Source organism: Streptomyces lavendofoliae, assembly GCF_014649735.1.
Lineage (GTDB): Bacteria > Actinomycetota > Actinomycetes > Streptomycetales > Streptomycetaceae > Streptomyces > Streptomyces lavendofoliae.
On sequence record NZ_BMTP01000011.1, the window covers coordinates 128,208 to 149,032 of the forward strand.

19 protein-coding genes are annotated in these 20,825 nt (G+C 72.1%); 4 read left to right on the forward strand and 15 right to left on the reverse strand.

All coding sequences use genetic code 11. From position 1 onward, the window contains the following. Positions 1–53 precede the first annotated feature (53 nt). The 9 genes from IE109_RS21145 to IE109_RS21185 form a co-directional block, all read right to left on the reverse strand. Complete coding sequence (locus IE109_RS21145) at positions 54–830, reverse strand: SDR family NAD(P)-dependent oxidoreductase (RefSeq protein WP_189552533.1); 777 nt, start codon at positions 828–830, stop codon at positions 54–56. Beyond that, the gene (locus tag IE109_RS21150) at positions 827–2,035 is read right to left on the reverse strand and encodes a sedoheptulose 7-phosphate cyclase (RefSeq protein WP_229891361.1); all 1,209 of its coding nucleotides are present in this window, start codon (positions 2,033–2,035) and stop codon (positions 827–829) included. The genes IE109_RS21145 and IE109_RS21150 overlap by 4 nt, the downstream gene beginning before the upstream one ends. 576 nt (positions 2,036–2,611) lie before the next feature. Further along, on the reverse strand, positions 2,612–4,348 hold the full coding sequence (locus IE109_RS21155) for an ABC transporter ATP-binding protein (protein ID WP_189552536.1): 1,737 nt from the start codon (positions 4,346–4,348) through the stop codon (positions 2,612–2,614). Between the two features lie 207 nt (positions 4,349–4,555). Then, entirely contained in the window at positions 4,556–4,972 is a 417-nt protein-coding gene (locus tag IE109_RS21160; protein ID WP_229891363.1) for a lasso peptide biosynthesis B2 protein, read from the reverse strand. Positions 4,973–5,171: 199 nt separating this feature from the next. Next, entirely contained in the window at positions 5,172–5,429 is a 258-nt protein-coding gene (locus tag IE109_RS21165) for a lasso peptide biosynthesis PqqD family chaperone (protein ID WP_229891365.1), read from the reverse strand. Then, the gene (locus IE109_RS21170) at positions 5,426–7,285 is read right to left on the reverse strand and encodes an asparagine synthase-related protein (protein WP_229891367.1); all 1,860 of its coding nucleotides are present in this window, start codon (positions 7,283–7,285) and stop codon (positions 5,426–5,428) included. Before IE109_RS21170 ends, IE109_RS21165 begins: the two co-directional genes overlap by 4 nt. 159 nt (positions 7,286–7,444) lie before the next feature. Then, entirely contained in the window at positions 7,445–7,552 is a 108-nt protein-coding gene (locus IE109_RS21175) for a keywimysin-related RiPP (protein ID WP_165995458.1), read from the reverse strand. Positions 7,553–8,093: 541 nt separating this feature from the next. Next, complete coding sequence (locus tag IE109_RS21180) at positions 8,094–9,323, reverse strand: cytochrome P450 (RefSeq protein ID WP_189552539.1); 1,230 nt, start codon at positions 9,321–9,323, stop codon at positions 8,094–8,096. A gap of 253 nt (positions 9,324–9,576) precedes the next feature. Then, positions 9,577–9,813: a hypothetical protein gene (locus IE109_RS21185; RefSeq protein WP_189552541.1), complete on the reverse strand. Its 237-nt coding sequence runs from the start codon at positions 9,811–9,813 to the stop codon at positions 9,577–9,579. 216 nt (positions 9,814–10,029) lie between these two features. On the opposite strand from IE109_RS21185, the gene IE109_RS21190 reads away from it, so the two are divergent. After that, entirely contained in the window at positions 10,030–10,695 is a 666-nt protein-coding gene (locus IE109_RS21190; RefSeq protein ID WP_189552543.1) for a hypothetical protein, read from the forward strand. Positions 10,696–10,877: 182 nt separating this feature from the next. Here the strand turns inward: IE109_RS21190 and IE109_RS21195 are convergent, their stop codons facing one another. Next, entirely contained in the window at positions 10,878–12,113 is a 1,236-nt protein-coding gene (locus IE109_RS21195) for an epoxide hydrolase family protein (RefSeq protein ID WP_189552544.1), read from the reverse strand. Positions 12,114–12,512: 399 nt separating this feature from the next. Next, positions 12,513–13,007 (reverse strand): hypothetical protein, encoded by a 495-nt coding sequence (locus IE109_RS21200; protein ID WP_189552546.1) that lies wholly within the window; start codon positions 13,005–13,007, stop codon positions 12,513–12,515. Between the two features lie 397 nt (positions 13,008–13,404). Between IE109_RS21200 and IE109_RS21205 the strand changes: the two genes are divergently transcribed. Continuing rightward, complete coding sequence (locus IE109_RS21205; RefSeq protein ID WP_189552548.1) at positions 13,405–13,863, forward strand: GNAT family N-acetyltransferase; 459 nt, start codon at positions 13,405–13,407, stop codon at positions 13,861–13,863. 273 nt (positions 13,864–14,136) lie between these two features. Here IE109_RS21205 and IE109_RS21215 read toward each other — a convergent pair whose 3' ends face one another. The 3 genes from IE109_RS21215 to IE109_RS21225 all read right to left on the reverse strand — a co-directional run bounded on the left by IE109_RS21215 (position 14,137) and on the right by IE109_RS21225 (position 17,550). Beyond that, on the reverse strand, positions 14,137–15,162 hold the full coding sequence (locus IE109_RS21215) for a BtrH N-terminal domain-containing protein (protein WP_189552550.1): 1,026 nt from the start codon (positions 15,160–15,162) through the stop codon (positions 14,137–14,139). A 468-nt stretch (positions 15,163–15,630) separates the two neighbouring features. Beyond that, a complete protein-coding gene (locus IE109_RS21220; protein WP_189552694.1) occupies positions 15,631–16,719 on the reverse strand; it encodes a hypothetical protein in 1,089 nt (362 codons plus the stop codon). A gap of 378 nt (positions 16,720–17,097) precedes the next feature. Then, positions 17,098–17,550, reverse strand: coding sequence for a PRC-barrel domain-containing protein (locus IE109_RS21225; RefSeq protein ID WP_189552551.1), 453 nt, complete (start codon positions 17,548–17,550; stop codon positions 17,098–17,100). Positions 17,551–18,061: 511 nt separating this feature from the next. Here IE109_RS21225 and IE109_RS21230 point away from each other — a divergent pair. Further along, complete coding sequence (locus tag IE109_RS21230) at positions 18,062–18,496, forward strand: nuclear transport factor 2 family protein (RefSeq protein ID WP_189552553.1); 435 nt, start codon at positions 18,062–18,064, stop codon at positions 18,494–18,496. A 213-nt stretch (positions 18,497–18,709) separates the two neighbouring features. Here IE109_RS21230 and IE109_RS21235 read toward each other — a convergent pair whose 3' ends face one another. Further along, a complete protein-coding gene (locus tag IE109_RS21235; protein WP_189552555.1) occupies positions 18,710–19,972 on the reverse strand; it encodes a beta-ketoacyl-[acyl-carrier-protein] synthase family protein in 1,263 nt (420 codons plus the stop codon). Positions 19,973–20,038: 66 nt separating this feature from the next. On the opposite strand from IE109_RS21235, the gene IE109_RS21240 reads away from it, so the two are divergent. Continuing rightward, complete coding sequence (locus IE109_RS21240; protein ID WP_229891372.1) at positions 20,039–20,734, forward strand: TetR/AcrR family transcriptional regulator C-terminal domain-containing protein; 696 nt, start codon at positions 20,039–20,041, stop codon at positions 20,732–20,734. Positions 20,735–20,825 lie beyond the last annotated feature (91 nt).

Sequence of the window (20,825 nt, forward strand, 5' to 3'; positions counted from 1 at the left end):
GTGTTCTTTCACTGCCCTTCACTGTGCTGAGCAGGGGGAGGGGCGGTCCGGTGTCAGGTCGCGAGGAAGCCGCCGTCGACGCCGATGACCTGGCCGTTGACGTACGACGACGAGGCGGAGAACAGCCAGAGCGCCACGTCGGCCACCTGGCGCGGCGTGCCGATCTCACCGGACGGGATCAGGCCGCGCCAGGTGGTGGCCCCGCCCACGGCCGCCTCCGAGGCGGCCAGCATGTCGGATTCGATCGGCCCCGGGGCGAGGGCGTTGACACGGACGCCCTCGTGGGCGTGCTCCATGGCCGCCGTGCGGGTCAGCGCGACCGCGGCGTGCTTGGAGGCGACGTACGCGCCGATGCCGGGGAAGACGGTCCGGACGCCGTGCACCGAGGTGTTGTTGACGATGCTGCCGCCGCCCTGCGCGGACATGATCCGCAGCTCCTCCCGCATGCACAGCCACAGCCCGCGGGCGTTGACGGCGATGGTGCGGTCGAAGTCCTCGGGGGTCAGGTCGACCAGCCGCCCGTCGCCGGGGATTCCCGCGTTGTTGAAGGCGCAGTCGACCCGGCCGTACCGCTCGACGGTCCGGGCGAAGAGCTCCTGGACCTCGTCGGGGCTGGTGACGTCGCATCGGACGAAGGTCGCCTCGCCTCCCCGGTCCAGGATCTCGCGCTCGGTCCCGGCGCCGCGCTCCTCGCTGCGGGCGGCGATGACGACGCGCATCCCGGCCTCGGCGAACGCGAGTGCGGACGCGCGGCCGATTCCCGCGCTGCCGCCGGTGACGACGACGACCGCCTTCTCCGGCGGGGCCGTCCGGGCGGCACCGTCGCTCATCGGTCGGCCCCGACGGGCCGCCCGGGCCGGCCGGCGTCCGTGCCCAGCAGGCGGGCCATGCCGTCGCAGGCGCGCTCGATCTCGGCCTCCGTCACGTCGTTGAGGAAGCACACCTCGCCGATCGCGGTGAGCATCGGCAGGTTCTGCATGCCGTCGCGGTGCAGGACGGTGTCCGCGAGGCCCTCCAGGACGAGGGCGACGTCGCAGAAGAGCGGGTGCGACGGTTCGAGCCCCATGCGCCGTGCCACGGCGACGATGCGCTCCAGCCGGCCGCCGTCGATCAGGCCCCGGCCCGCGGCTATCAGCGCGGAGAAGACGCAGTCCATGGCCACGGCCTCGCCGTGCAGCAGCTCGGGCAGCGCCCGCATCTCCACCAGGGGGGAGAACGAGTGTCCGTAGTCGACGGAACGCTTGAGGTCCTTCTCCCACAGATTCGGCTGGAGTTCCTCGGCCATCCCGGCGATGGCGCGGCCGATGACCTCGTCGGCCACCGTTCCCGGGAGGCCGTCACTGCCCGGCTCGGGATCCTGGAAGCGCGTTTCGATGAGTTCCGCGCCGTATTCCTCCAGGAGTTCGAACAACCGGAGGTCCTTGATCAGAGCCATCTTGAAGATCTCGCCCATACCGTTGCGCAGTTGCCGGTCCGGGACGGTGGCGAGGAAGGACCGGTCGATCAGGGTCCTCGGGGGAGGCGTGTAGGCCCCGAGGCGGTTGCGGTATCCGCCGTAATTGATTCCCGACTTGGCGGCGACGCTGACGTCCACCTGACCGAGCAGGGTGGTGGGTACCCGGACGAACGGGATGCCCCGCCGGTAGAGGCTCGCGGCGAGCCCCACCACGTCGGCCACGACCCCGCCGCCGATGACGATCGGCGGCGAACTGAGCCGATTGGTGCCCACCTCGTTCAGTTTGTTGACGACTTCCAGCACGCGCTCGATGGACTTGTTCTCCTCCGAGCCGGGAAGCGTCAGATACTCGACCTTCACTTCGTTTTCCGAGAAGTACGCGCGCACCGCGGCGCCGTACAGCTCGTCGACGGAATGGTCGAGAATCACCAGACGTGTTCCGGAGCCGCGTCCGCCGCCCGGAATGGTGAGCAGTTCGGGGTTTTCCGGATTCAGCAGACCGTGCGATTCGACTATCTCGTATGCGACGGGTAATTCGGTCTGGATCTTCCAACTCTGCTGACGTGAAGCGTGGTTCACCGTGTTTCTCCCTCTCACCGACGCAGCATTCGATTTGTTGCACGTCGAAACATACAGCGGGGTCACGGCGCAGCCAATCGGAAGATATGCCCCCTATGGGTAGATTGTCCGTAGAGTCGCTGCGGGTGATTGGTCGGTTCTGTTGCTCTGGGGTCGGCCGGGCCCGGCGGCGAGGGTGGCGTCCTCGGTGACCTGAATGGCGTCCCTCCTCGGTCGGTCCACTCCCGGAACCACCGTTCGTAGCGGCGGTTCCGCACCCGCCTCAGGGGCCGAAACAATTCGGTGCGACGGCCTTGGGTCGCGGTGCGCCGACCGCTTCTCACGGTGAGTTCGTATACGGTTTAACATCTTTCTCTGTGGTGTATCTCACCGCCTTCGGTTTCCTTTGGGTCCTGCGTTTTGAGACCGCAGAACTAAAGAACCGGACGGCCCGTACGAATAACCGCCGGTAACCCCGTCGCCTCTGCGCGGAGGCGCAGACCCGAGCCCATGCCGGCCCCGCACGCGGGCCCCGGCAAGCGTCGTCCCCACGCCCCGCCCCTCGCGGGGAACTCCCCGGACCACACCTCTTGCGGGTCAGGCGAGGTGTTGCGCCGCTGCCAGCCGGCGGTAGCGGACGTCGGTCGTGAGCAACTGCGCGTGCGTGCCGGCCGCCCGTATCCGCCCGGCTTCCAGCAGCAGGATCTGATCGGCCGTGGTGACCGTCGACAGCCGGTGGGCGATCACCAGAATCGTGGTGGTGCGGCGGATGTCCGCCAGGGTCTCGTGCAGCGCCGCCTCGTTGGCGGCGTCGAGCTGGGAGGTCGCCTCGTCCAGCAGGAGGAGTCCCGGGCGGCGCAGCAGGGCGCGGGCGATGGCCACCCGCTGCCGTTCCCCACCGGACAGGGTGCTGCCGCGATGGCCGATGGGGGTGTCGATTCCGTCGGGCAGGCGCGCCACGAGGGAGTCCAGGCGGGTGCGGTGAAGGACGTCGTGCAGCTGCGCCGCATCGGCGTCGGGGGCGCTGAGGAGGAGGTTGTCCCGCAGGGTGCCGGACAGGATCGGTGAGTCCTGCTCGACGTAACCGATGAGTGCGCGCAGCCGGGACAGCGGGAGGCGCGCGATGTCCTGGCCGTCGAGGAGGATGCGACCACCGTCCGGTTGGTAGAAGCGCTCGAGCAGGGAGAAGACGGTGGTCTTGCCCGCTCCCGACGGGCCGACCAGGGCCGTGGTGGTCCGCGGTGGCACGGTGAAGGTCAGGTCCTCGTGCACGGCCGGGGAGCCGGGGCCGTAGGAGAAGCGCACCCCCTGGAAGACGACGCGGGCGGGACTGCGGGGCCGCGCCGCGCCGGCCGGGGCCGGGAGCGGACCGGCCGGCTCGGTCTCCATGGAGTGGACCTCGCCGATACGCGCGGCGGCGGCCGATCCCGCCTGCAACAGGCCGACCGCCTCGACCAGTTGCCCGACGCGCGGGGCGAGCGCGAAGACGTACAGGAGGAAGGCGACGAGGGTCGACACGGTGATGGCTCCGGTCGCCACCCGCGCTCCGCCCACGCCCAGGACGACGAGGAAGGACAGCTGCACGGCGACGGTGGAGGTGGTGGCCGACAGGGCCTGCCACCGGGCGGCCCGGGTCCCGGCCCGACGGGCGTCCTCGGCCGCCCGGTGCAGACCGGCCGTCTCCCGGCCTTCGGCACCCGACGCCTTGATGGTGCGCAGGGCGCCCAGGGTGCGTTCCAGCAGGGAGCCCATGCGGCCCACCGCCTCCTGGGCCCGGCGGGCGGCCCGGCCGATGTGGGGGACGGCCACGGCGACGGTCGCGCCAATGAGCGCGATGGTGACCAGCGTGATGCTCAGCAGCACCGGGTCAAGGAGCGCCATCAGCAGCAGCGTCGCCACCACGACCACCAGGCCGCTGCCGGCGGTGGCGATCGAGCGTGTGGCGACCTGGCGCAGCACTGTGGTGTCGGACGTCACCCGGGAGATCAGCTCACCCGGCTCGGTGCGGTTGAGCTCGGGCAGCCGCAGGCGCGGCAGGCGCTCCGACAGGCGCCGGCGCGCCGTGCAGGCGACCGACTCGGCGGTGCGCTCCAGCACGTACTGGCCCAGTGCGGCGGTGGCGGCGCCCGCGACGACCAGGGCACTGAGCGCGGCCAGTGCGCCCAGCGCGGGGTGCCCGTGGTCAAGGTCGTCCACCATGCGCTTGGCCACCAGCGGCTGGGCCAGGGCCAGCAGGCTCCCCACCAGGGACAGCGCGCTGCCGAGGAGGAGGCCGGCGCGGTGCGGCCGCAGGTGGGTGAGGACGAGCCAGGGACGCGCCCGCTCGTCGCGCACGGCGGGCGCTCCCGGGCGTGCGGCGCGTGCGTCGGCTGCCTCGGAACGTACGCCGCCGGCCGGCGCGGGGTTGCTCGGCGCTGGCGGTTCCGGCGGTGCGCCGGGGTCCTCCGAGGCGGGCGACGGCTCCGCGCGGCGGTCCGTGCGCCCGGGCGCGGGTGGTCGGAGGGGAGGCTCCGCGAACTGCGGGGAGGAGGTCACCTGCGCTCAGTCCACCGTGAAGAACCGCTGGAAGTAGTCGGCCGGTGCCCCTTCGCCGACGAGCACCCCCTCGGCCTCCACCCAGGCGTGCGCTGCGAACGGCGGCTGGGTGCGCACGCCGACGCACCAGGTCGGCCACTGACCGCGCAGCCGGCACAGCAGCACGGTTGCCAGCGACCGGGGAAGGCAGCCCTGCTGCCCTCCGGCGGCCAGGCTGACGGCCAGGACGGTCTCGCGCGCACGGGCGGCCTCGGCGAGCGTCGCCGGCCGGGCGCCCTTGCGCAACCGCCGCAGTACGTCGCGGATACGGGCGGGGGACCGGCGTGCGAGGACGTGGGCGCAGACGACGACCAGCCGGGTCACCAGCCGCGGGCCGAGCGGAACCGACCGGGGGTCGTACGGGACGACTTGCGAGGTGGACACTGCTCTCTCCCCTTCGGGCACCATGACGGACACGGACACGGACACGGACACGAGCACGGACACGAGCACGGGTGGACGGCGCGGCGGGCGGTCCGGGGGCGCGGGCGGCGGGCCGTGCTCGAAAGGCGCGGCGGGTGGTTCTCCGTGCTCGCGGCGGACACGGAAGACGCGGCGGGCGCGGGCGTGGCGGCGCCGGGGCTCAGCCCGTCAGCAGCCGGGCGGCGCGCAACTCCTCCAGGATGCGGGCGATGTCCTCCTCGACCTGCTCGGCGCTCACGTCGTACTTGTCGGTGAGCGCTGTCACCGCCTGGTCGGTCGTGGTGCCGTCGAGGAGGGCGCGCACGATCACGGCGGCGGTGGGGTTCAGGGTGTAGTACTCGCCGCTGCTCTGGTCGAGCAGGGCCATCCCGTACTCGGTGTCGGCCGTCACCACGCCGGGGCGCAGGGTCATCGTCATGCGGGGATGCCTCCTGTATCGGTTCGGGTCCGGCCCCTTCGGCCGGCCAAATTCTCCCGGGTACGCAGCCAGACCTCGCAGCCGACCGTGGCATGCAGCAGGGCGCTCTCCAGGTCGGCGGCGAGCGGCCGGCGACACCACGCGCGCAGGGCCTCCACATCGATGAGCCCCAGGTCGTGCAGACGGGCGTCCTCCCACAGGGCAAGCAGGGAGGACCGGTGCCTGCGCAGCCCGGTTTCCTCCTCGAAGGCCGCGTGGGCCTTGGTCGTCCGCCGGCGGCTGTCATCGGGCACGACGCCCCGCATGGCCTCCTCGATCAGCGGCTTGTACCGCCAGGGGGTCACACGTTCCTCGGGACGGACCGCGAGTGCCGCCTCGACGATCAGGTCGTCGTAGTAGGGGGAGGCGAAGGTGACCCCCAGGGGCTCGGACATCTGCCCCACGTGCCGGGCGAAGCGGGCGAGGGAGCGCATCGTGGCCAGCTCGCGGTGCACGCCGTGCCCGCTGCCGAGCGGTTCCGCCTCCCTGGCCTGCGTACGGATGAGATCCCGTACGGCCTCGACGGCCCGGCCGGTGGCCCAGGGGGGCAGCCGTGGCGGGGTGCCCCACTCGAAGAGGGGCACCGACATGGGAGGTTGGGGCAGAGTGAGGTCGCGTGCCACCCGGTCGAGCCAGGCTCCGTAGGAGCGGCCGTCGAGCAACTGGCGCCATGCCGTTCGGCGGGACCACCGGTGCCTGGAGACGAAGCCGCGGGCGTGGTGCCGGCCCGTACGGGGGTGTCGCCGCACCAGGCCGTGGACGTGGGCGCTGGCGCCGCTGAACAGTTCGTCCCCGCCCATTCCGCTCAGGTGCAGCGAGGAGCCGCGCTCCGCGGCCCGCTCGATGATGTACATGCGCCGGTGGCGGTTGACGGCGTACAGCGACGGGGTGTCGAGGTCGTCGTCGAGTTCGTGCACGCCGTCGAAGGTCAGGGGCACGGCGGTCGCGGGCACCACGTGGTGCTCCAGTGAGTCGAGCGCCTCCGCCGTGCGCCGCGCGTAGGTGACGTCGTCGCCGAGGACGTCGTGGATGGCGGCGGTGTAGGCGACGATCTCGACTCCCGAGCGGGCGGCGGTGCAGACCACGGCGGTGGAGTCGACCCCGCCCAGGTCGGCGCTGACGGGCTTGCCGCCCGCGACGCGTACGGCGACCGCGTCGGCCAGCCTGTCGCGGACCATCCGGGCGCCCTCGGCCAGCGACAGTTCGGCCGGCGGCGGTGACCAGTGCCGGCTCGTACGGGCGTGCCCGTCGCGGTCGAGCGTCAGGCGGTGGTCGCCGGGTACGACGTCGACGCCGCGCCAGACCGTCTGAGCCGTCAGGGGATGCAGGATTCCGGGGCTGAGCAGCTGGACGGCCAGCCGGCCCTCGTCCAGCTCCGCGCCGACCAGGTCGGCCAGGACGTCGGCGCGGTCGGCCACGACGCACGCGTTGTCCGCGCCGCGTGCCCGCGCCACGAAGAGGCTGCGTACGCCGGTGACGGGGCCACGGGCGAGGGTTTCCCCGTCGAAGCTGGCGAGCAGGTGGTGACTGCCGGGCCATGTGCGGGCGAGCCGCTCGGCAGCCTCGGGCGATCCGGCGCCGGCGGCACGCGCCGCCTCCCGCTCGGTCACCGCGTGCTGTCCCAGCACGCACAACCGGATGCGTCCTCGGGTCGCCGCCGTCATGGCGCCCTCCGGCCAACGCCCCAGCAGCCAGGGTCGGCCCGAGGCGTGCCGGATCTCCCGCGCTGCACCGGGGCGTACCAGCGCGGCCAGGGCCGCGACGGCATCGGTGTCCGGCAGGACCAGGAACCAACTCGCCCCCGTGGGAAATGACATCCCGGTCGTCATGCACAGGCCCCTCTTGGTCGACGCGGTCTCGGCAGCGGTGCGGGGACGAGCGTGGGCGGCGCGAATACGCCGCCCACGCTCCGGCCCCACGCGCCCCGGGGCGAACCGTCGGAGTTCAGGCCGCCCGGGGCCGTCGGGTGGGCCGGATCAAAGCAGGCTGTGGCCGCCCAGCAGGTCGGGGCTGCCCTGGCCGGCCAGTCCGGTGACCTTCTGGAAGTCGCCGACCTTGGTGAGAGTGGGACGCTCGTAGGCCATCGTCATACCCTTTCGTCGTGGGATGAGCAGGACTGGTGCTGCGTCATGCGTGGGCCGGCGACCCGTCCTGATCGAGCGGGGCGCCGCCGACGCAGTGCACAAAGCTAGGTGGACGCATTTCCTCCGGCAACGGCGCACACAGGCCAATCGGCAAGGCGTTCCCGCAACCTTCCGTTCACCTTTCCTGTGCGTACCGCACTACCGCCTGTGCAGTCGGTAATACTCCGCGAGAACCGGGGTAGGAGTGATGACCTTCCCGACGGGCGTGTGCATTTCGAGACACGCAGCGGCAGGTCGTGGGGGCGCGGTTCTCACCGTCCAGCCGTTCGACATGCGGTGACGAATCGTTGGGTCGCGCGCGTACGGCTCGAATCGGCCAACCCGTGCCCCGCCGTCCTGGAATGCGCGCTTGCGTGCGTCCGGCGGCACGGAAGGAAGCGAGGACCCGGCCGGCAGCGATCACCGCTGTTCGTGGGCGGTCGGGCCCGCCCTCACACGGTGACCGCGGCCGCAGCCGTACGGCATGCGGTGGCGGTGCCTGTCAGCCGCCGGGCCGCCGGGCACGCAGCCGTGTGCCGGTGCCACGTCCGGGTGCCGGCGGGATCCTCGATGGGGCCTTCGCCCGGGCGCCCGCCCGTCCTGTCGCCTGGAGGGTGAGTCGTGCGTACGCGGGGATCAGCACCCCCCGCGCGGGGCGCCGGTCGGTGATCGTCAGGTGCGGGAAGCCGCGCAGACCGTCCACCACCGCCCGGGTCTCCGCCATGGCAAGCGGCATGCCGAGGCAGAAATGCGGCCCCGCTCCGAACCAGAGCCGGCGCAGGTCGGTGGTCTCGGCCGGGTCCCGGTCCGGTGAGAAGGGGCCGTACGCCCCGGTGCACAACAGCGTGGCTATCACCACCCGTTCCCCGGCCTCCACGCGGACGCCGCCGATCCGTCCGGGCCGGGCCGCGCTGCGCAGCATCACCGGAGTCGGGGAGGTCACCCGCAGTGCCTCCTCCACCAGGGCGTCGGTGATGGCGTCCGGCCCCCGGCCCGTGTCGTGGGCGAGCGCGACCAGCCGGGGGACGAAGGAGACCAGCGTCTCGGTGCCGGTCAGCAGGAACAGCCCGACCGCCCCCCGCGCCTCGGCTTCGTCCAGGCCCAGGACCCGCAGTCTCCCCGGCACCGTGGACTCGTCGCCGGCCCGCCAGGCCGCCACCGCCGCCTCGCTCAGCCGGACCAACACGGCCCGAGCGCGCTCGGTCTGCCGTCCGCTCAGCGTCGTCCGCCACAGCCGCAGGGACGCCACCACCGCGGCGGCGTCCGTGAAGTCGGGCCCGCCGGCGGGGAGTCCGACCAACTCGCGGATCACCTCCGCGGCCCCGTCCCGGACCACCCGCACCAGGTCCACTCGCTCGCCCGCCGCGAGCCTGCGCCCCAGCCCGTCCAGCGGGGCGCGCAGCACCCGCTCGCAGACGGCCGCCACGGCTCCGGGCGTGAACAGCCCCCCGAGCCGCCTGCGCAGCGCGGCGTGCTCGGCGCCGTCCAGGGCGATCAGCACACGTGAGCCGAGCACCGGACCCCACAGGGCGGCCGCCGCGCCCGGCCCCGTCTTGGTGTACCTCTCGGCGTCCGTGAGCACTTCGCGAGCGAGGCGGGCATCGCTCACCACCACCCCGACCCGTGGTACCCGCACCACGGGTCCACGGGCGGCGACCGCCCGCACCAGGCGGTAGGCCACGGGATGCGCGGCCGTCTGTACCCGTCGCTCCCAGCGCTCCCACTCCTCCATCCGGGCAACCTAGCCCCCCCATGGCCGGAGGCGAACCCCCTGCGTTCCCCGGAGGCACGACACCCTCGGCGTACACGCACGCCAACAGGTGGGAAGCTGCCGGTCCGCCCCTGGGCCCGGCCCCGCCACGCGACCCATCAGGAGTGAAACCCAGGGGCGCCGACAGCGGCCGGCCCGGCCGGCGAGGCGATCGCCGAGCGGATCCCCGCCGCCGGCCCGGCCGCCCCCGGTCGGGGATGCCGGGCCGGCCGGGTCAGGTCTGACGCTTCTCCTGCCAGCGCCGGCGCCAGCGCCGGCCGCGTGTGCTGGCCCCCTCGTCGACGCGGTCCCTGACGTGGCTCCACAGCAGCACGACTGGGGCCATCACCAGGCCGATGAGCAGGGCGCGGTCCCACTCCATGCCGTTGCGCCCGAACCGGAGCATCAGCACCGACAGTACGTACACACCCAGGAGCAGTAAGGCGATCTTCAGCGGTTTCGGCATTTTCATGCACGCCGGATACCCCGCCGACACCGCGCCAGGCGCGACTGACACGCGTCCGCCCGGCCGCTCGCCCGACGCCGTGGCGCCGTCGCCTCAGCCGGCCGCACCGTCATGGCAGCCCACCGCCGGGCCGGCGCGGCTGAGCCGTTGCCCTCCCCTTCGCCGATGGCTCAGGCTGGAGCGGTTGGGTGAGCGACCCGAAGCGTTCGACGGGAGGACGTCATGCGGTGGTTACTGCTGCGCCTGCTGATCCTCGCGGTCGCCGTGCCGGGCATCGTCGAGTGCGTCGATCGCGTCGAGGTGCACCAGCGGGTCATCGCCGTGTTCAGGAATGCCTCCCTGTGCCCGGCCGGTGCGTCGGGAAAGGCGGCCGACGACTGCGTCAACCGGACCTCGGCCGAGATCACGGGCTCGGGAACCCGCGAGTCCTGCACGACGGACAGCAATGGTCTCCGGTCCTGCACCACGCACTACAGCGTGACCGTCCGCTTCGGCCGGCGCAGCGAGGGGCTGGACGTGGAGGAGCGGACCTACCGCGTGGTGCGACGCGGGGACACGGCCGAACTGCGTCTCTGGCGCGGAGAGGTGGTGCGGATGGTGGTCCGGGGCCACACGGAGACGTACCTGACGTCGTCGGAGTGGGCGTCGCTGGGGTGGCTGCTGCTGGGGTGGGCTCTCCTGGGAGCCTCCTGGGTCGCTCTGCTCGGCCTGCGCCTCTTCCCGCTGCTGGGCGGATGGCTGGTGCTGACCGTGCCCTACCTGATGGTCGCCTACCACCTCATGGGCTTCAACCCGATGGGCGTCACCGGGTGGAGCCTCGTCGGCGCCTTCACCGTGGCCGGCTTCTGGATCATGGCGTACGTCCATTCCGAAGTCGTCGACTTCTGACCCTGAACGGTGCCCCGGGCGGTGGCCCCGCTGCGGGGTGCGGGATCGGGCGCGTCCGGTGCCGGACCGCCCTGCCTCACCCCGAGCGGACGGCGACAGCCCGACCCCTGGACCGTCCGGACGGCCGAGCCGACCTGAACCCCTTCGCCCCCGCACCCCATCAGCCTGTGACCGCACTGTTGTCAGGGCCGCCGGCCGTGGAAGGTGCGGCGCAGATCGCTCACCCAGGCGTCGGGGTTCTCCCAGGGGATGAAGTGGCCGCCGTGGTCGTGCGCGTTGACGTTGACGTGGTTGAACCAGGCGGCCTGCGGGCCGGTCTCGAACGCCCGCACCCGCTCGTCGGCGGTGTGGACGCCGGGCGGGTTCTCGTATGTGACGAAGGTGAGGCCGACCGGGGCCTGCACGACCGGGGTGCGGTCGTGGGCGGGCGCCCACGGGTGGCGGTTGGCGTTGGCGTAGTAGCGCATCGACGTGGCGATGGAGTTGTTCACCCAGTAGATCGTGGCGTGGGTGAGCAGGTCGTCCTTGCTGAAGACGGACTCGACGTCGCCGCCGTTGTCGCTCCAGGCGTTCCACCGCTCCAGCAGCCAGGCGAGCAGTCCGGCGGGTGAGTCGCTCAGCCCGTGGGCCAGAGTCGCGCCGTCGAGCATGTGCACGGCGAGGTGGGGGGCCCAGCGGTGGTCCAGCTCGATGACGCGGGCCCGGACGTCGGCGGGCTGGTCGTCGGAGAGGGGCCGATTCCGCGCGAAGTCCCAGGCCCGGGGGCCGTTGAAGAAGTCGAGCGGCAGCCCCGAACCGATGTGGATGCCGTACAGCTGGTCGGCGTACTTGTGGCCGAGCTGGCTGGAGACGATCCCGCCGATGTCGCAGCCCCCGGCGGCGTACTTCGCGTGCCCCAGGGTCTTGGTCATCAGGGTGTGCCAGAGGTCGGCCACCTTCCAGAAGTTGACGTCCGGAAAGCCGGTGAGCGGGCCGGGAAAGCCGAATCCGGGCAGGGACGGCACGATGACGTCGAACGCGTCGGCGGGGTCGCCGCCGAAAGCGGCCGGGTCGGCGAGCGGGTCGATCACCTTCGACCAGTGCCAGAACGTCCACGGCCAGCCGTGGGTGAGGATCAACGGAATCGGACCCGGGCCGCGGCCGGGCTTACGCATGAAGTGCACAGGGACACCGGCGACGTCCACCTGGTAGTGCTCGTAAACGTTGATGGCCGCCTCGGCCTTGCGCCAGTCGTAGCCGTCCCGCCAATGGGCGACCAGCTCACGCAGGTAGCTGTCCGGGACGCCGTAGGACCAGTCCTCATTGCCCTCGTCCAGAGGGGGACGGGTCGATGTGAGGCGGGCGCGCAGGTCGTCGAGGACCTCGTCGGACACATGGATCGAGGTGGGCTCCAGGGGAAAGGCGTGCTGGGTGGTCATGCCGTGATTCCTTACCGGGATACGAGGTCACGCTGGCGTCGGCCTGTCGCGCGATCGGAGGCCCAGCCGGGCGACCGCGAGGAGTGCGGGCACCGGCGCGCCGGAGTGCCCGCCGGTGGTGTGCTTCCAACCGGCCGGCCGGGGCGGCCGGACGACCGGGATGCGGGACGACCGGTGGGCTCCTTCTTCCGTCACTCGGCCATCTTGGCACCGGCGGGCGAGACCCGCGCCGCGGTCCGGGGTCTCGGACCGGCCTTTGCCCGGAACCGGCGCGGCCACGTGGCTTCGTACGCTCGGCCACGTCGGCCGGCATGGACTGACCCCGCGCGGGCACCTCCACGGCATAGAGCGGGCACCACGCTCCCGGTGAAGGCGAGCCCGCGGCCTCCGCCCGGACCCTCAGCCGTGCATGGGGCCGAGGAAGAAGGTGGCGCCCAGCTCCTGGGTGTAGACCCGTTGGGCCGAGCGGTAGGTGAACCGGCAGCCTGCCGCCCGGCCGGCGGCGGACGCGGACCGGGGCTCGGCGCGCACCATGTACCAGACGGTGCTGCGCTCACCGGGCTCAACACGCACCGGCGCCTTCGCGCGGTCCTCCCTCATCAAGGGCGTGGTGGCGAAGGTCTCGTCGTACGCCCCCAACCCCACGGCCTCGCCGCGCCAGTCGACCGCCCGGACCTCTCCGGTCCGCCAGCCTGCCGGCGCGTCCACCAGCTCCGCTCCCAGCACCTCGACGGGCGCGGAGGAACGATTGGTCAGCGGCGGGCAGTTGAACCAGTAGCCCTTGCCGGCCACGAGGGTCTCGAAACCCTGGCTGTACGCCGACTCGGCGCCACCCTCCAGCGCCCTGCCTCCGGCCGTGGCACCGGACGCCGCGCTGCCCGCCCCCAGCAGCATGACCACGGCCCCTGCCGTGAACAGCCGACTCTTCGCACCTGCCCTCATCACGCCCCCCGCTCTGTGATCGTTTCCGGCATCGCACCACATGGACGGCCGCGAGGCGAGGGCACTTGAGCGAATCCAGAGCTTGGCACGGGCGTACGGCACGTGATCCGTGAGGGTTCCGAGGGAGGAGCCGGCGGGCTGCCGCCGTTCACCATCCCGCTTGCCGTGGCCCTCAACCCCACGTCGTCGACCGCGTGGTTCCGTCCCTGGTCACCGCCACCGGAAGACCCGGGGCCCCCATCGCCGGAGGCACCGGCGAGGGGCTGTCCGACAATTGATCAGCCGGCCGGTTCGCTGAGTCAGGTCGTCAGTGGGAGTGGGAAGAGCTTGGCGCGGTAGCCTGGCGATCATGGGGGACTGGATGATTCGGCCGGCTTCGATGGCGGACGTCGAGCCGGTGGCCGAGCTGCGGGCCGTGGTGCTGCGGACGGATCTGGAGCGGCTCGGGCGGTACGACGAGCAGCGAGTGCGGCAGCGGCTGCGGGAGGGGTTCACGCCGGCGCACACGTGGGTGATCGAGGTGGATGGTCTGTTCGCTGGCTGTGTGTCGCTTCGGCCTGCCGAGGACGCCCACTGGTTGGAGCACTTCTACCTGGCTCCGCACCTGCAGGGCAGTGGCATCGGTACTGCTGTGCTGCGTGGGTTGCTGGAGCGGTGTGACCGCGATGGCACCCGGGTTCGGCTGAACGTGTTGCAAGGCAGTCCGGCCCAGCGGCTTTACGAGCGGCACGGATTCACACGTGAGACCGAGGAACCGGTGGACGTGTTCATGGTGCGCGAGCCGGCCTTGGCCGTGCGTGACAAATGATCGGCCAGCCGGTTCGCCGAGCCACACGACCAATGAGGCCGGGACGAGTCCGGCGCGGTAGCGGTCGGCGACCTTGTCGAACCTCGTGGTTCAGCGCGGACGCGCGCACCCGAATCACGATCTCACCCGGGCCCGCCGCCATCCGCGGTGCCGGCGCCCAGACGAGGCCGATCGCACGGAACTGCTTCAGGCGGGCGAAGCGTCGTTCCACCACGTCACGGCTCTCTTCGCTCCCACGCTGCGTCCGTCAACTCACCTCGGCCTGCCACAAGATCAATTATCGGGCAAGCCCTGGATCGTACGAGGGGACTCGCGGCCCAGACGGCTGAGCACCTGCATGGCCTCGTGCTCCACGCGGGAGAGATCTGCGAGGAGCGAGCCGGCCTGGACGAGGTGCTGCGCATCACCCGATTCACCAGCCGTCCCGATCAGTCGCGCTACTTCAGTCCACAGGGTGGCGGCCTCGGCGTACAGCGTGTGGCCGGTGCGCAGGTGGCTGCTGTCGAGCACATCGGTGCATTCGGCGAGGAAGTCGCGGTAGAGGTTGCGGAACAGGGCGCCACCGGTACCGCCCTTCTCCATCAGGAGGGCGGCCTGCGGCAGGTCTCGCTGGGGGTTGTCGGTGCGCTGAAGCCAGGTGCGTACCAGCTTGCCGGCCTTCTCGATGCCGCGATGGCCGAGGTTGGCGATGGGCGGGTCGAGGAAGGCGTCCGCACAGGCGGTGATGGCCGGGATGATCCGTTCTCGCGGGGAGGGAAGTCCTCCCGGAACGGTGAGGGCGAAGGACCGGTGCTTGGCGGTCATCGGGCCGCGCGCGGCCCTGGCCCGGGCGAGGCTGTCCAGGCTGGTGGAGACCGCTCCGCCTTGCTGGTCGGTGTCCACCAGGTAGGCGTTGTGGTCGTCGTAGCCGTACATGGCGACGATGTGGCCGCCGAAATGGACCTTGGAGCCGAAATAGTCCAGGTGGTAGCTGTCGAGCTGAAGTCCGACGGGGCGGCCGGTGTCGATGAGGGCCGTTGCATGGGCCCAGGCTCTACGCGGGGAGCCGGTCTCCTGGACCAGCAGCTCCAGCCCGAGGCGGGTGGCCAGATTCCTGGTGAGGTCGAAGGGTTTGACCCGTCCCCCCAGGAAGGGGAAGCCCATGTTCTTGCCGTCCCAGTAGACGAAGGACAGACCGGCGCCGAGGCCGAACAGCATGGGCTCGGTCAGGTCGAGTCCCTGGTGCCGCAGCAGCACCCCCAGTGCTGTCGTTTCGCAGTGCTGCGCGCCGCGGGTGTCGATGTCGATCACGGTGGACATATCGAGACTCCTGGATGAAGGCGATCGTTCGGGTCGTCGATGCTTCCTGCGGCTCCTGCCGGTCCGGGGAGACCTGCCGCGCACTACGGATCCTTACAGGCGCGGCACCGCTCGCGGATGGGCGGCGGCGGGCGAGTGGTGGGCCCACGGCGGGTATGGGCACGGCCGGGTGCGTATCGTCCCGCCGGCGAGCCCAGCGGACAGCACCCCGGAATCCCGGGCCCGCGGCACCTCGTAGCCGCACGGACCGTGCCGTGATCGCCCAGGTGGCTCAGCCGCTTCACGCCGAGGCGGCCCAGGCGGCCCGGCCGCCGGCGGAAGCGCCCGATGGTCGGTTCGTCTCGCACGCCGTCATGGTGGACCCTCCCACGGTGGGAGAGTCCAGCCATGGAGTCACCGGGCTCAGGGAGCCCCACTCGCCGCCATCCCCATTCCGGGCAGGTGGACGTCCCACCCCGACCGCACCGCCTAGGAGCGGGCGGCGGTCGCGCAGCCGTCGTCCGTGGCCGCCGTGCCGTCGCCCGTGTCGATCGGCTTGCTGCGGTCGTACGGATCGACCTGGCGGGTTCCGTCGGCGGGCTGCTCGTCAGCCGTGCCGAAGGGCGGCACGAAGTAGCCGGCGGGCGCGGAGCAGCCGCCGTTGGTCATGTCGAGCGCGTACGAGACGAGGGACATCGTGCCCGGCTCGGTGATCACCTTGGCCGGGTCGTCCCAGCTCATCACCACCTCACGCCGCACGATCGTGCGGACCACCTCGGCGTCGCGCCCACCATCGCCCGCCGGAGCGACCGGGTACACGAAGGTGACGTCCGCCGTCACCTCGACCGCCCCCCGCTTCCCCTCCCGATACGTGAGCCGGCCGCGCGTCTTGACCACGTCACCGACGAGCCGTGCCTGCTCCGGCCGGAAGCGGCTGAACAGAAGCAGCGGGTCGCGTTCGGGAGTGCCCGCCGTCGACAGGGCGGCACGCAGGTACTCCTGGACGTCCGTCTGGTGCGGGTTCAGCAGCGCGATCGCCGTCGCGGGCCGCTCGCCGCGCAGCACGCGGCGGTCGAGCCCCGCCGCCACCAGGAAGTCCCGGCTCTGCCGCAGTGCCCGCTCCACCTGGGCGGCGTCCATCCAGCCCGTCGCCCTGGCCGGCGGCACCGTGATCCCCGCCGCCCCGTCGGCCCAGCGGGCGGCGGGCGAACCCCGGAAGGGCTCGGCGAGGGTGGGGCGTAGACCGGGCTCGGCCCCGGGCGCCTCTCGCGGGGCTTCCGACTCGGCGGCCAACGGCGCGTCCTGCCCGCCGTCGTCGCCGCCCCCGAACCAGCCGACGACCTGCTGCGGAAAGAGCGCCACCACCAGGAGGGCCAAGGCCGCCACCAGCCCGGTCACGTACCAGCCCGTCCTGCGCCGGGGCCGGGCCGGAGAGTACGTACGCGGGCTCTCCGGCTGTCCGGTGTGCTCCCGCAGCCTCCGCTCCACCTCACGGGCGCGCGCCGACGGCTCCACGGGGGCTCCGGCCGCACCCGTCACCGATTCTCGGAGGAACCGCTCCCACTCCTCGTCGGGCACGGACGACCCGTCCCGCCCCCCAGCCCCGCTCACACGCACTCCCGTCCTCACCCGACTGCCCGGCACCCGGTGCTCGATACGCTCGGCCGTCGATCAGCCGACGGTGCGCCAGGTGATCAAGAGCCGCTCGCATGATCGCATGCGTGGGCCGGCGGCACATGGGCCGGGAGGTGAGGCAGGTCACCGTGCCGTCCACCGGCGCGAGCACGGGCGCGGGCGCGACACCGGGCGCCGGAACCTGGTCCCGGGGGTCCGGCTACCGCCGTACGCCGGGACGCGGGCGGGATCCCGAGCCGGCCCCGCGTCCCGGCGTACACCGAAAGCCGGAGCCCATGGGCTCCGGCTTTCCGTGGAGTCGGCTACGGCCGGCCGGCGGCGTCAGGCGTTGTCGTCCTGAAGGAGACGCAGCCGGGTCCGGGCCTCTTCCTGCCCCTGGGCGCCCGCCCGGACGCCGTCGGCCCGGTCCATTCGCGACCATCCGGAGCCCTGCTCCGCGTTGACCTGTTCGCGAATGTCCCTCAGACCGAAGCACGCGAACAGCCTCGCCTCATCGGCCACGGACGGAATCCGGCGCCCTTGGACGTCCACCTTCGCCGCCGCCTCGATGGTGGCCCGGTCGAACGGGACCCGTACGTGGTCGCCGACGTGAACGGCTTCCCGCAAGGGCACGAAGACGTCACCCGGCCCCGACGAGTCGCTGCGCACCCGCGCCCACTCCGCCCTGCCGGTGGCGTCGTCCAGCAGGATGTCGACCACGTCCCCGACCTTCACCCCGTCCGCCGTGTGGACGGGCTGCCGGGCCAGACCTGTGAGCTGCTCCTGGGAAATCACCCGATGCTCCTCAACTGCCCTGCCGCGACCTGTCCCGGCCCTCCTTGCCCGCACACACGCCTGCAAACCCGCCGGGGGAGGCCTACCCGATGGCCGTGTCGTCTCGCCGCCGCTACGCCCTGAATCGGGGGGCGTGCGAGTACTGGGGGAAGGTGAGCAGCGGACCGGCCGGACAGAACGTCCGCGCGCCGCCGCCGAACGTCCGCGAAAGAGGGGCCCCGCCACGGGGGGACGGTGGCGGGGCCCTCGTGCTCGGAGGGGGAGCCGAGCTGTCAAGAGTCCTGTTGCCCGGGGTGCGCGGTTGTATGCCTGGACGAGGCGCGGGTTCGCCGCCGGCCGTCCCGAGGCCGTGCCGCTCGCCGTCCTCCCGGCCATGCCGCCGCCCCCTCGCCGCGGCCGGGGAGCGCCGAACTGCTGCCGGACCCGGGCGCGACCCCACTAATCAAGTTTGACTACTCGCCCGGCCGGGGATATGGTCCACGAGAATCAGCGATCTTTACGAGGGGGACCCATGACCGTACTGCCCGACACCGGCTTCGTTCCGTCCGCCGAGGACCGCGCGAGCCTGGATGCCTGGTTCGCCGCGTACGACTCGGCCGGCGCCGGACGCGACATCGGCCGCATGGCCGACATGGCGGTCTTCCCGCTCAACCTGGTCAGTGACGACTCCAACGGGGACGGTCGCACCGCCCAGTGGACCCGCGAACAGTTCATCGACACCATGAGCCAGGTCATGGGCGAAGGTGGCGACGAGACGATCTCCTTCGACTCCACCCGCACCCCGGTCTTCCTGAGCCCGTCGATGGCCGTGGTGTTCACCGACTCGACCATGACCATGGGTGAGGAGAAGCGGCAACTGCGGTACGCCGACATCCTGGTACGGCGAGGGGGAACCTGGGCCTTCCAGACGATGATCCAGAGCGGCTGGGGCGACGCCCTGAACTGACGTCCCCAACGGGGCCGAGTGGCGCCGTCCGGTCGAGCACGGCCGTCCCCGGTCGCGGGGCAGCGCATCGGCGGCGATGGCGCGGGCGCGCGCCTCGCGCCCTCGCACCGGTGACCTGCGCGAGACCGTGTCGGCGCGGGCACCGTCGCCACGCCCGCGCCGACTCCGCCGACGCTCCATCCACCGGCGGCGTCCCCTCCATGGACGACGTGGTCACGGTGTGGTCGTCCCCGTACGGGACGCCTGGCGCGGCGCGCCGGTGACGATGAGTGAGACGTTCTGCCCACCGAAGCCGAAGGAGTTGCTGAGCACGGCTTCCTGGGGGACGTCTCGTCGCTCTGTGACGACATCGAGGTCGATGTCCGGACCGACACCGGCCGCGGTGAGGTTACGGGTCGGCGGGATCGTGCCGTGCTTCACGCTGAGGACGGCGAGGAGCGCCTCGATCGCGCCGGCGGCGCCGAAGAGATGGCCGAGCGCCGCCTTGGGGGCTGTCACGGTGGCGCGGCCGAAGACCTCCCTGATCGCGCGTGCCTCGGCCACGTCGCCGACCGGGGTTCCGGTGGCGTGGGCGTTGATGTGGCTGATCCGCCCGGGTGCCAAGCCGGCTTGCGCCAGAGCCTTCCGCATGGCCGAGATCTGGCCGGAGCCGTCGGGAGCGGGCGCCGTGATGTGGTGGGCGTCGGCGGCGATGCCGGCGCCCGCGAGTACCGCGTGGACGCGCGCGCCCCGGGCTTCGGCGTGTTCGGCGCTCTCCAGCACGACGACAGCCGCGCCTTCACTGAGGACGAAGCCACTGCGGTCCGCGGCGAACGGCCGGGAGGCCGAGGCGGGTTCGGCGGTCCAGCGCGACAGCGCCTGCGCCTGGACGAAGCCGGCGACGGTGATCGGGGTGATCGCGGCCTCGGTTCCCCCGGCGATGACCACGTCCGCCTCGCCGGCGCGGATGAGCCTGGCACCCAGGGCGATCGCCTCGGCACCGGAAGAGCACGCGGAGACGGGCGTGTAGACCCCCGCCCGTGCGCCGTATTCGATACTGATCAGCGCTGCCGCCGCATTGGGCATGAGCATCGGGACCGTGCGTGGCGAGACCCGCCGTGTTCCGGCCGCCTCCAGTGCGTCGTCCTCCTTCAGCAGCGTCCGTACGCCCCCGATACCCGTGCCGATAGCCGACGCGAGCCGGTCCGGGTCCACCCGTGGGGCACCGGCGTCGGCCCACGCTTCGGCCGCCGCGGCGAGGGCTGCCTGCTGGGAGCGGTCGAGCCGCCTGGCCCGCACTGGCGGCAGCGACTCGGCGGGATCGACCGCCATCGTCCCCGCGACGGTGTCGGGAAGGCCGGCGGCCTCGTGGCCGGGGAGGGCGCCACCGCGGATGCCGGACTCGCCGGCGAGCAGGGCGTCCCAGGTCGACTTCACGTCTCCACCGAGTGGCGTGATGGCGCCGAGTCCCGTCACGACGACTTCGGTCCGGTGCATGTCCTCAAGCCCTTTCTTGTATGCGATACAAGCTAACGGCCTTGTTGTATCACATACAATCCGGCTGTGGAAAAGAAGCGAACCGAAGCGCGATCGACGCCGTCCCGGTCGCGTGACCGCGGCCGCGCGACGAGGCGTCGACTGATCGAGGCCACCGCACGGCTCTGCGCGGAGCGGCCCGGTGCCGAGGTGAGCGTCGCGGAGATCGCGAACGCGGCAGGTGTCTTCCCCAATCAGGTCACCTACCACTTCGGCTCCAAGGACTCGCTGCTCGTGCACGCCGCCTTTCTCGGCCTGCTGCACGACGCCCGACGGATCGAGCGCATCGGCCGCCAAGCCCCCGATGCGGCGGCGTTCCGGCGCAACGTCGCCCGCGCCGTACTGGCCATGCCCTCGCTCCCATCGGTCGCCCGAGCGCTCGCCGCCGGCATCTCCAGGCCCGAACTCGCCCCTGTGGTCGACCAGCACCTCCAGTTGCTGTTCCGGCAGTCCGAGCGCTTCGTGAGCCGGCTCATCGACAGCCGCGGCTGGGGAACGCGTCGACCGCTCGGCGTGGAGGCGCGGACGTTCTGGAGCACCGCCCTCGGCGCGGTGCTGCTCGTCCGCGCCGGGGCACACGGCACCGCCGCCGACCTCGACCTCGCCGGATCACTGACCATCCATGACGAACCCGAGCGCGGCCAGGCCCCGCCGGTCCGCCGCGACGACGGTGAGCGAGCCGATCGTCGACCTGCGCGGTCGTCTGATGGGCACACTCAATGACTTCTGGGACGCGGTGAGCGAGCCGCTTACGGTCGACGGCGCGCCGCGCCCCAGGGGTGAGTGGCCGAAAACGCCTCCGACAACCCGGACG

Excerpts from the sequence above, each read along its gene's own strand:
- IE109_RS21145 (WP_189552533.1), bottom strand. The coding sequence starts at position 830 with ATGAGCGACGGTGCCGCCCGGACGGCCCCGCCGGAGAAGGCGGTCGTC.
- IE109_RS21165 (WP_229891365.1), bottom strand. The coding sequence starts at position 5,429 with ATGACGATGACCCTGCGCCCCGGCGTGGTGACGGCCGACACCGAGTAC.
- IE109_RS21170 (WP_229891367.1), bottom strand. The coding sequence starts at position 7,285 with ATGTCATTTCCCACGGGGGCGAGTTGGTTCCTGGTCCTGCCGGACACC.
- IE109_RS21175 (WP_165995458.1), bottom strand. The coding sequence starts at position 7,552 with ATGGCCTACGAGCGTCCCACTCTCACCAAGGTCGGCGACTTCCAGAAG.
- IE109_RS21180 (WP_189552539.1), bottom strand. The coding sequence starts at position 9,323 with ATGGAGGAGTGGGAGCGCTGGGAGCGACGGGTACAGACGGCCGCGCAT.
- IE109_RS21185 (WP_189552541.1), bottom strand. The coding sequence starts at position 9,813 with ATGAAAATGCCGAAACCGCTGAAGATCGCCTTACTGCTCCTGGGTGTG.
- IE109_RS21190 (WP_189552543.1), top strand. The coding sequence starts at position 10,030 with ATGCGGTGGTTACTGCTGCGCCTGCTGATCCTCGCGGTCGCCGTGCCG.
- IE109_RS21195 (WP_189552544.1), bottom strand. The coding sequence starts at position 12,113 with ATGACCACCCAGCACGCCTTTCCCCTGGAGCCCACCTCGATCCATGTG.
- IE109_RS21200 (WP_189552546.1), bottom strand. The coding sequence starts at position 13,007 with ATGCTGCTGGGGGCGGGCAGCGCGGCGTCCGGTGCCACGGCCGGAGGC.
- IE109_RS21205 (WP_189552548.1), top strand. The coding sequence starts at position 13,405 with ATGGGGGACTGGATGATTCGGCCGGCTTCGATGGCGGACGTCGAGCCG.
- IE109_RS21215 (WP_189552550.1), bottom strand. The coding sequence starts at position 15,162 with ATGTCCACCGTGATCGACATCGACACCCGCGGCGCGCAGCACTGCGAA.
- IE109_RS21230 (WP_189552553.1), top strand. The coding sequence starts at position 18,062 with ATGACCGTACTGCCCGACACCGGCTTCGTTCCGTCCGCCGAGGACCGC.
- IE109_RS21235 (WP_189552555.1), bottom strand. The coding sequence starts at position 19,972 with ATGCACCGGACCGAAGTCGTCGTGACGGGACTCGGCGCCATCACGCCA.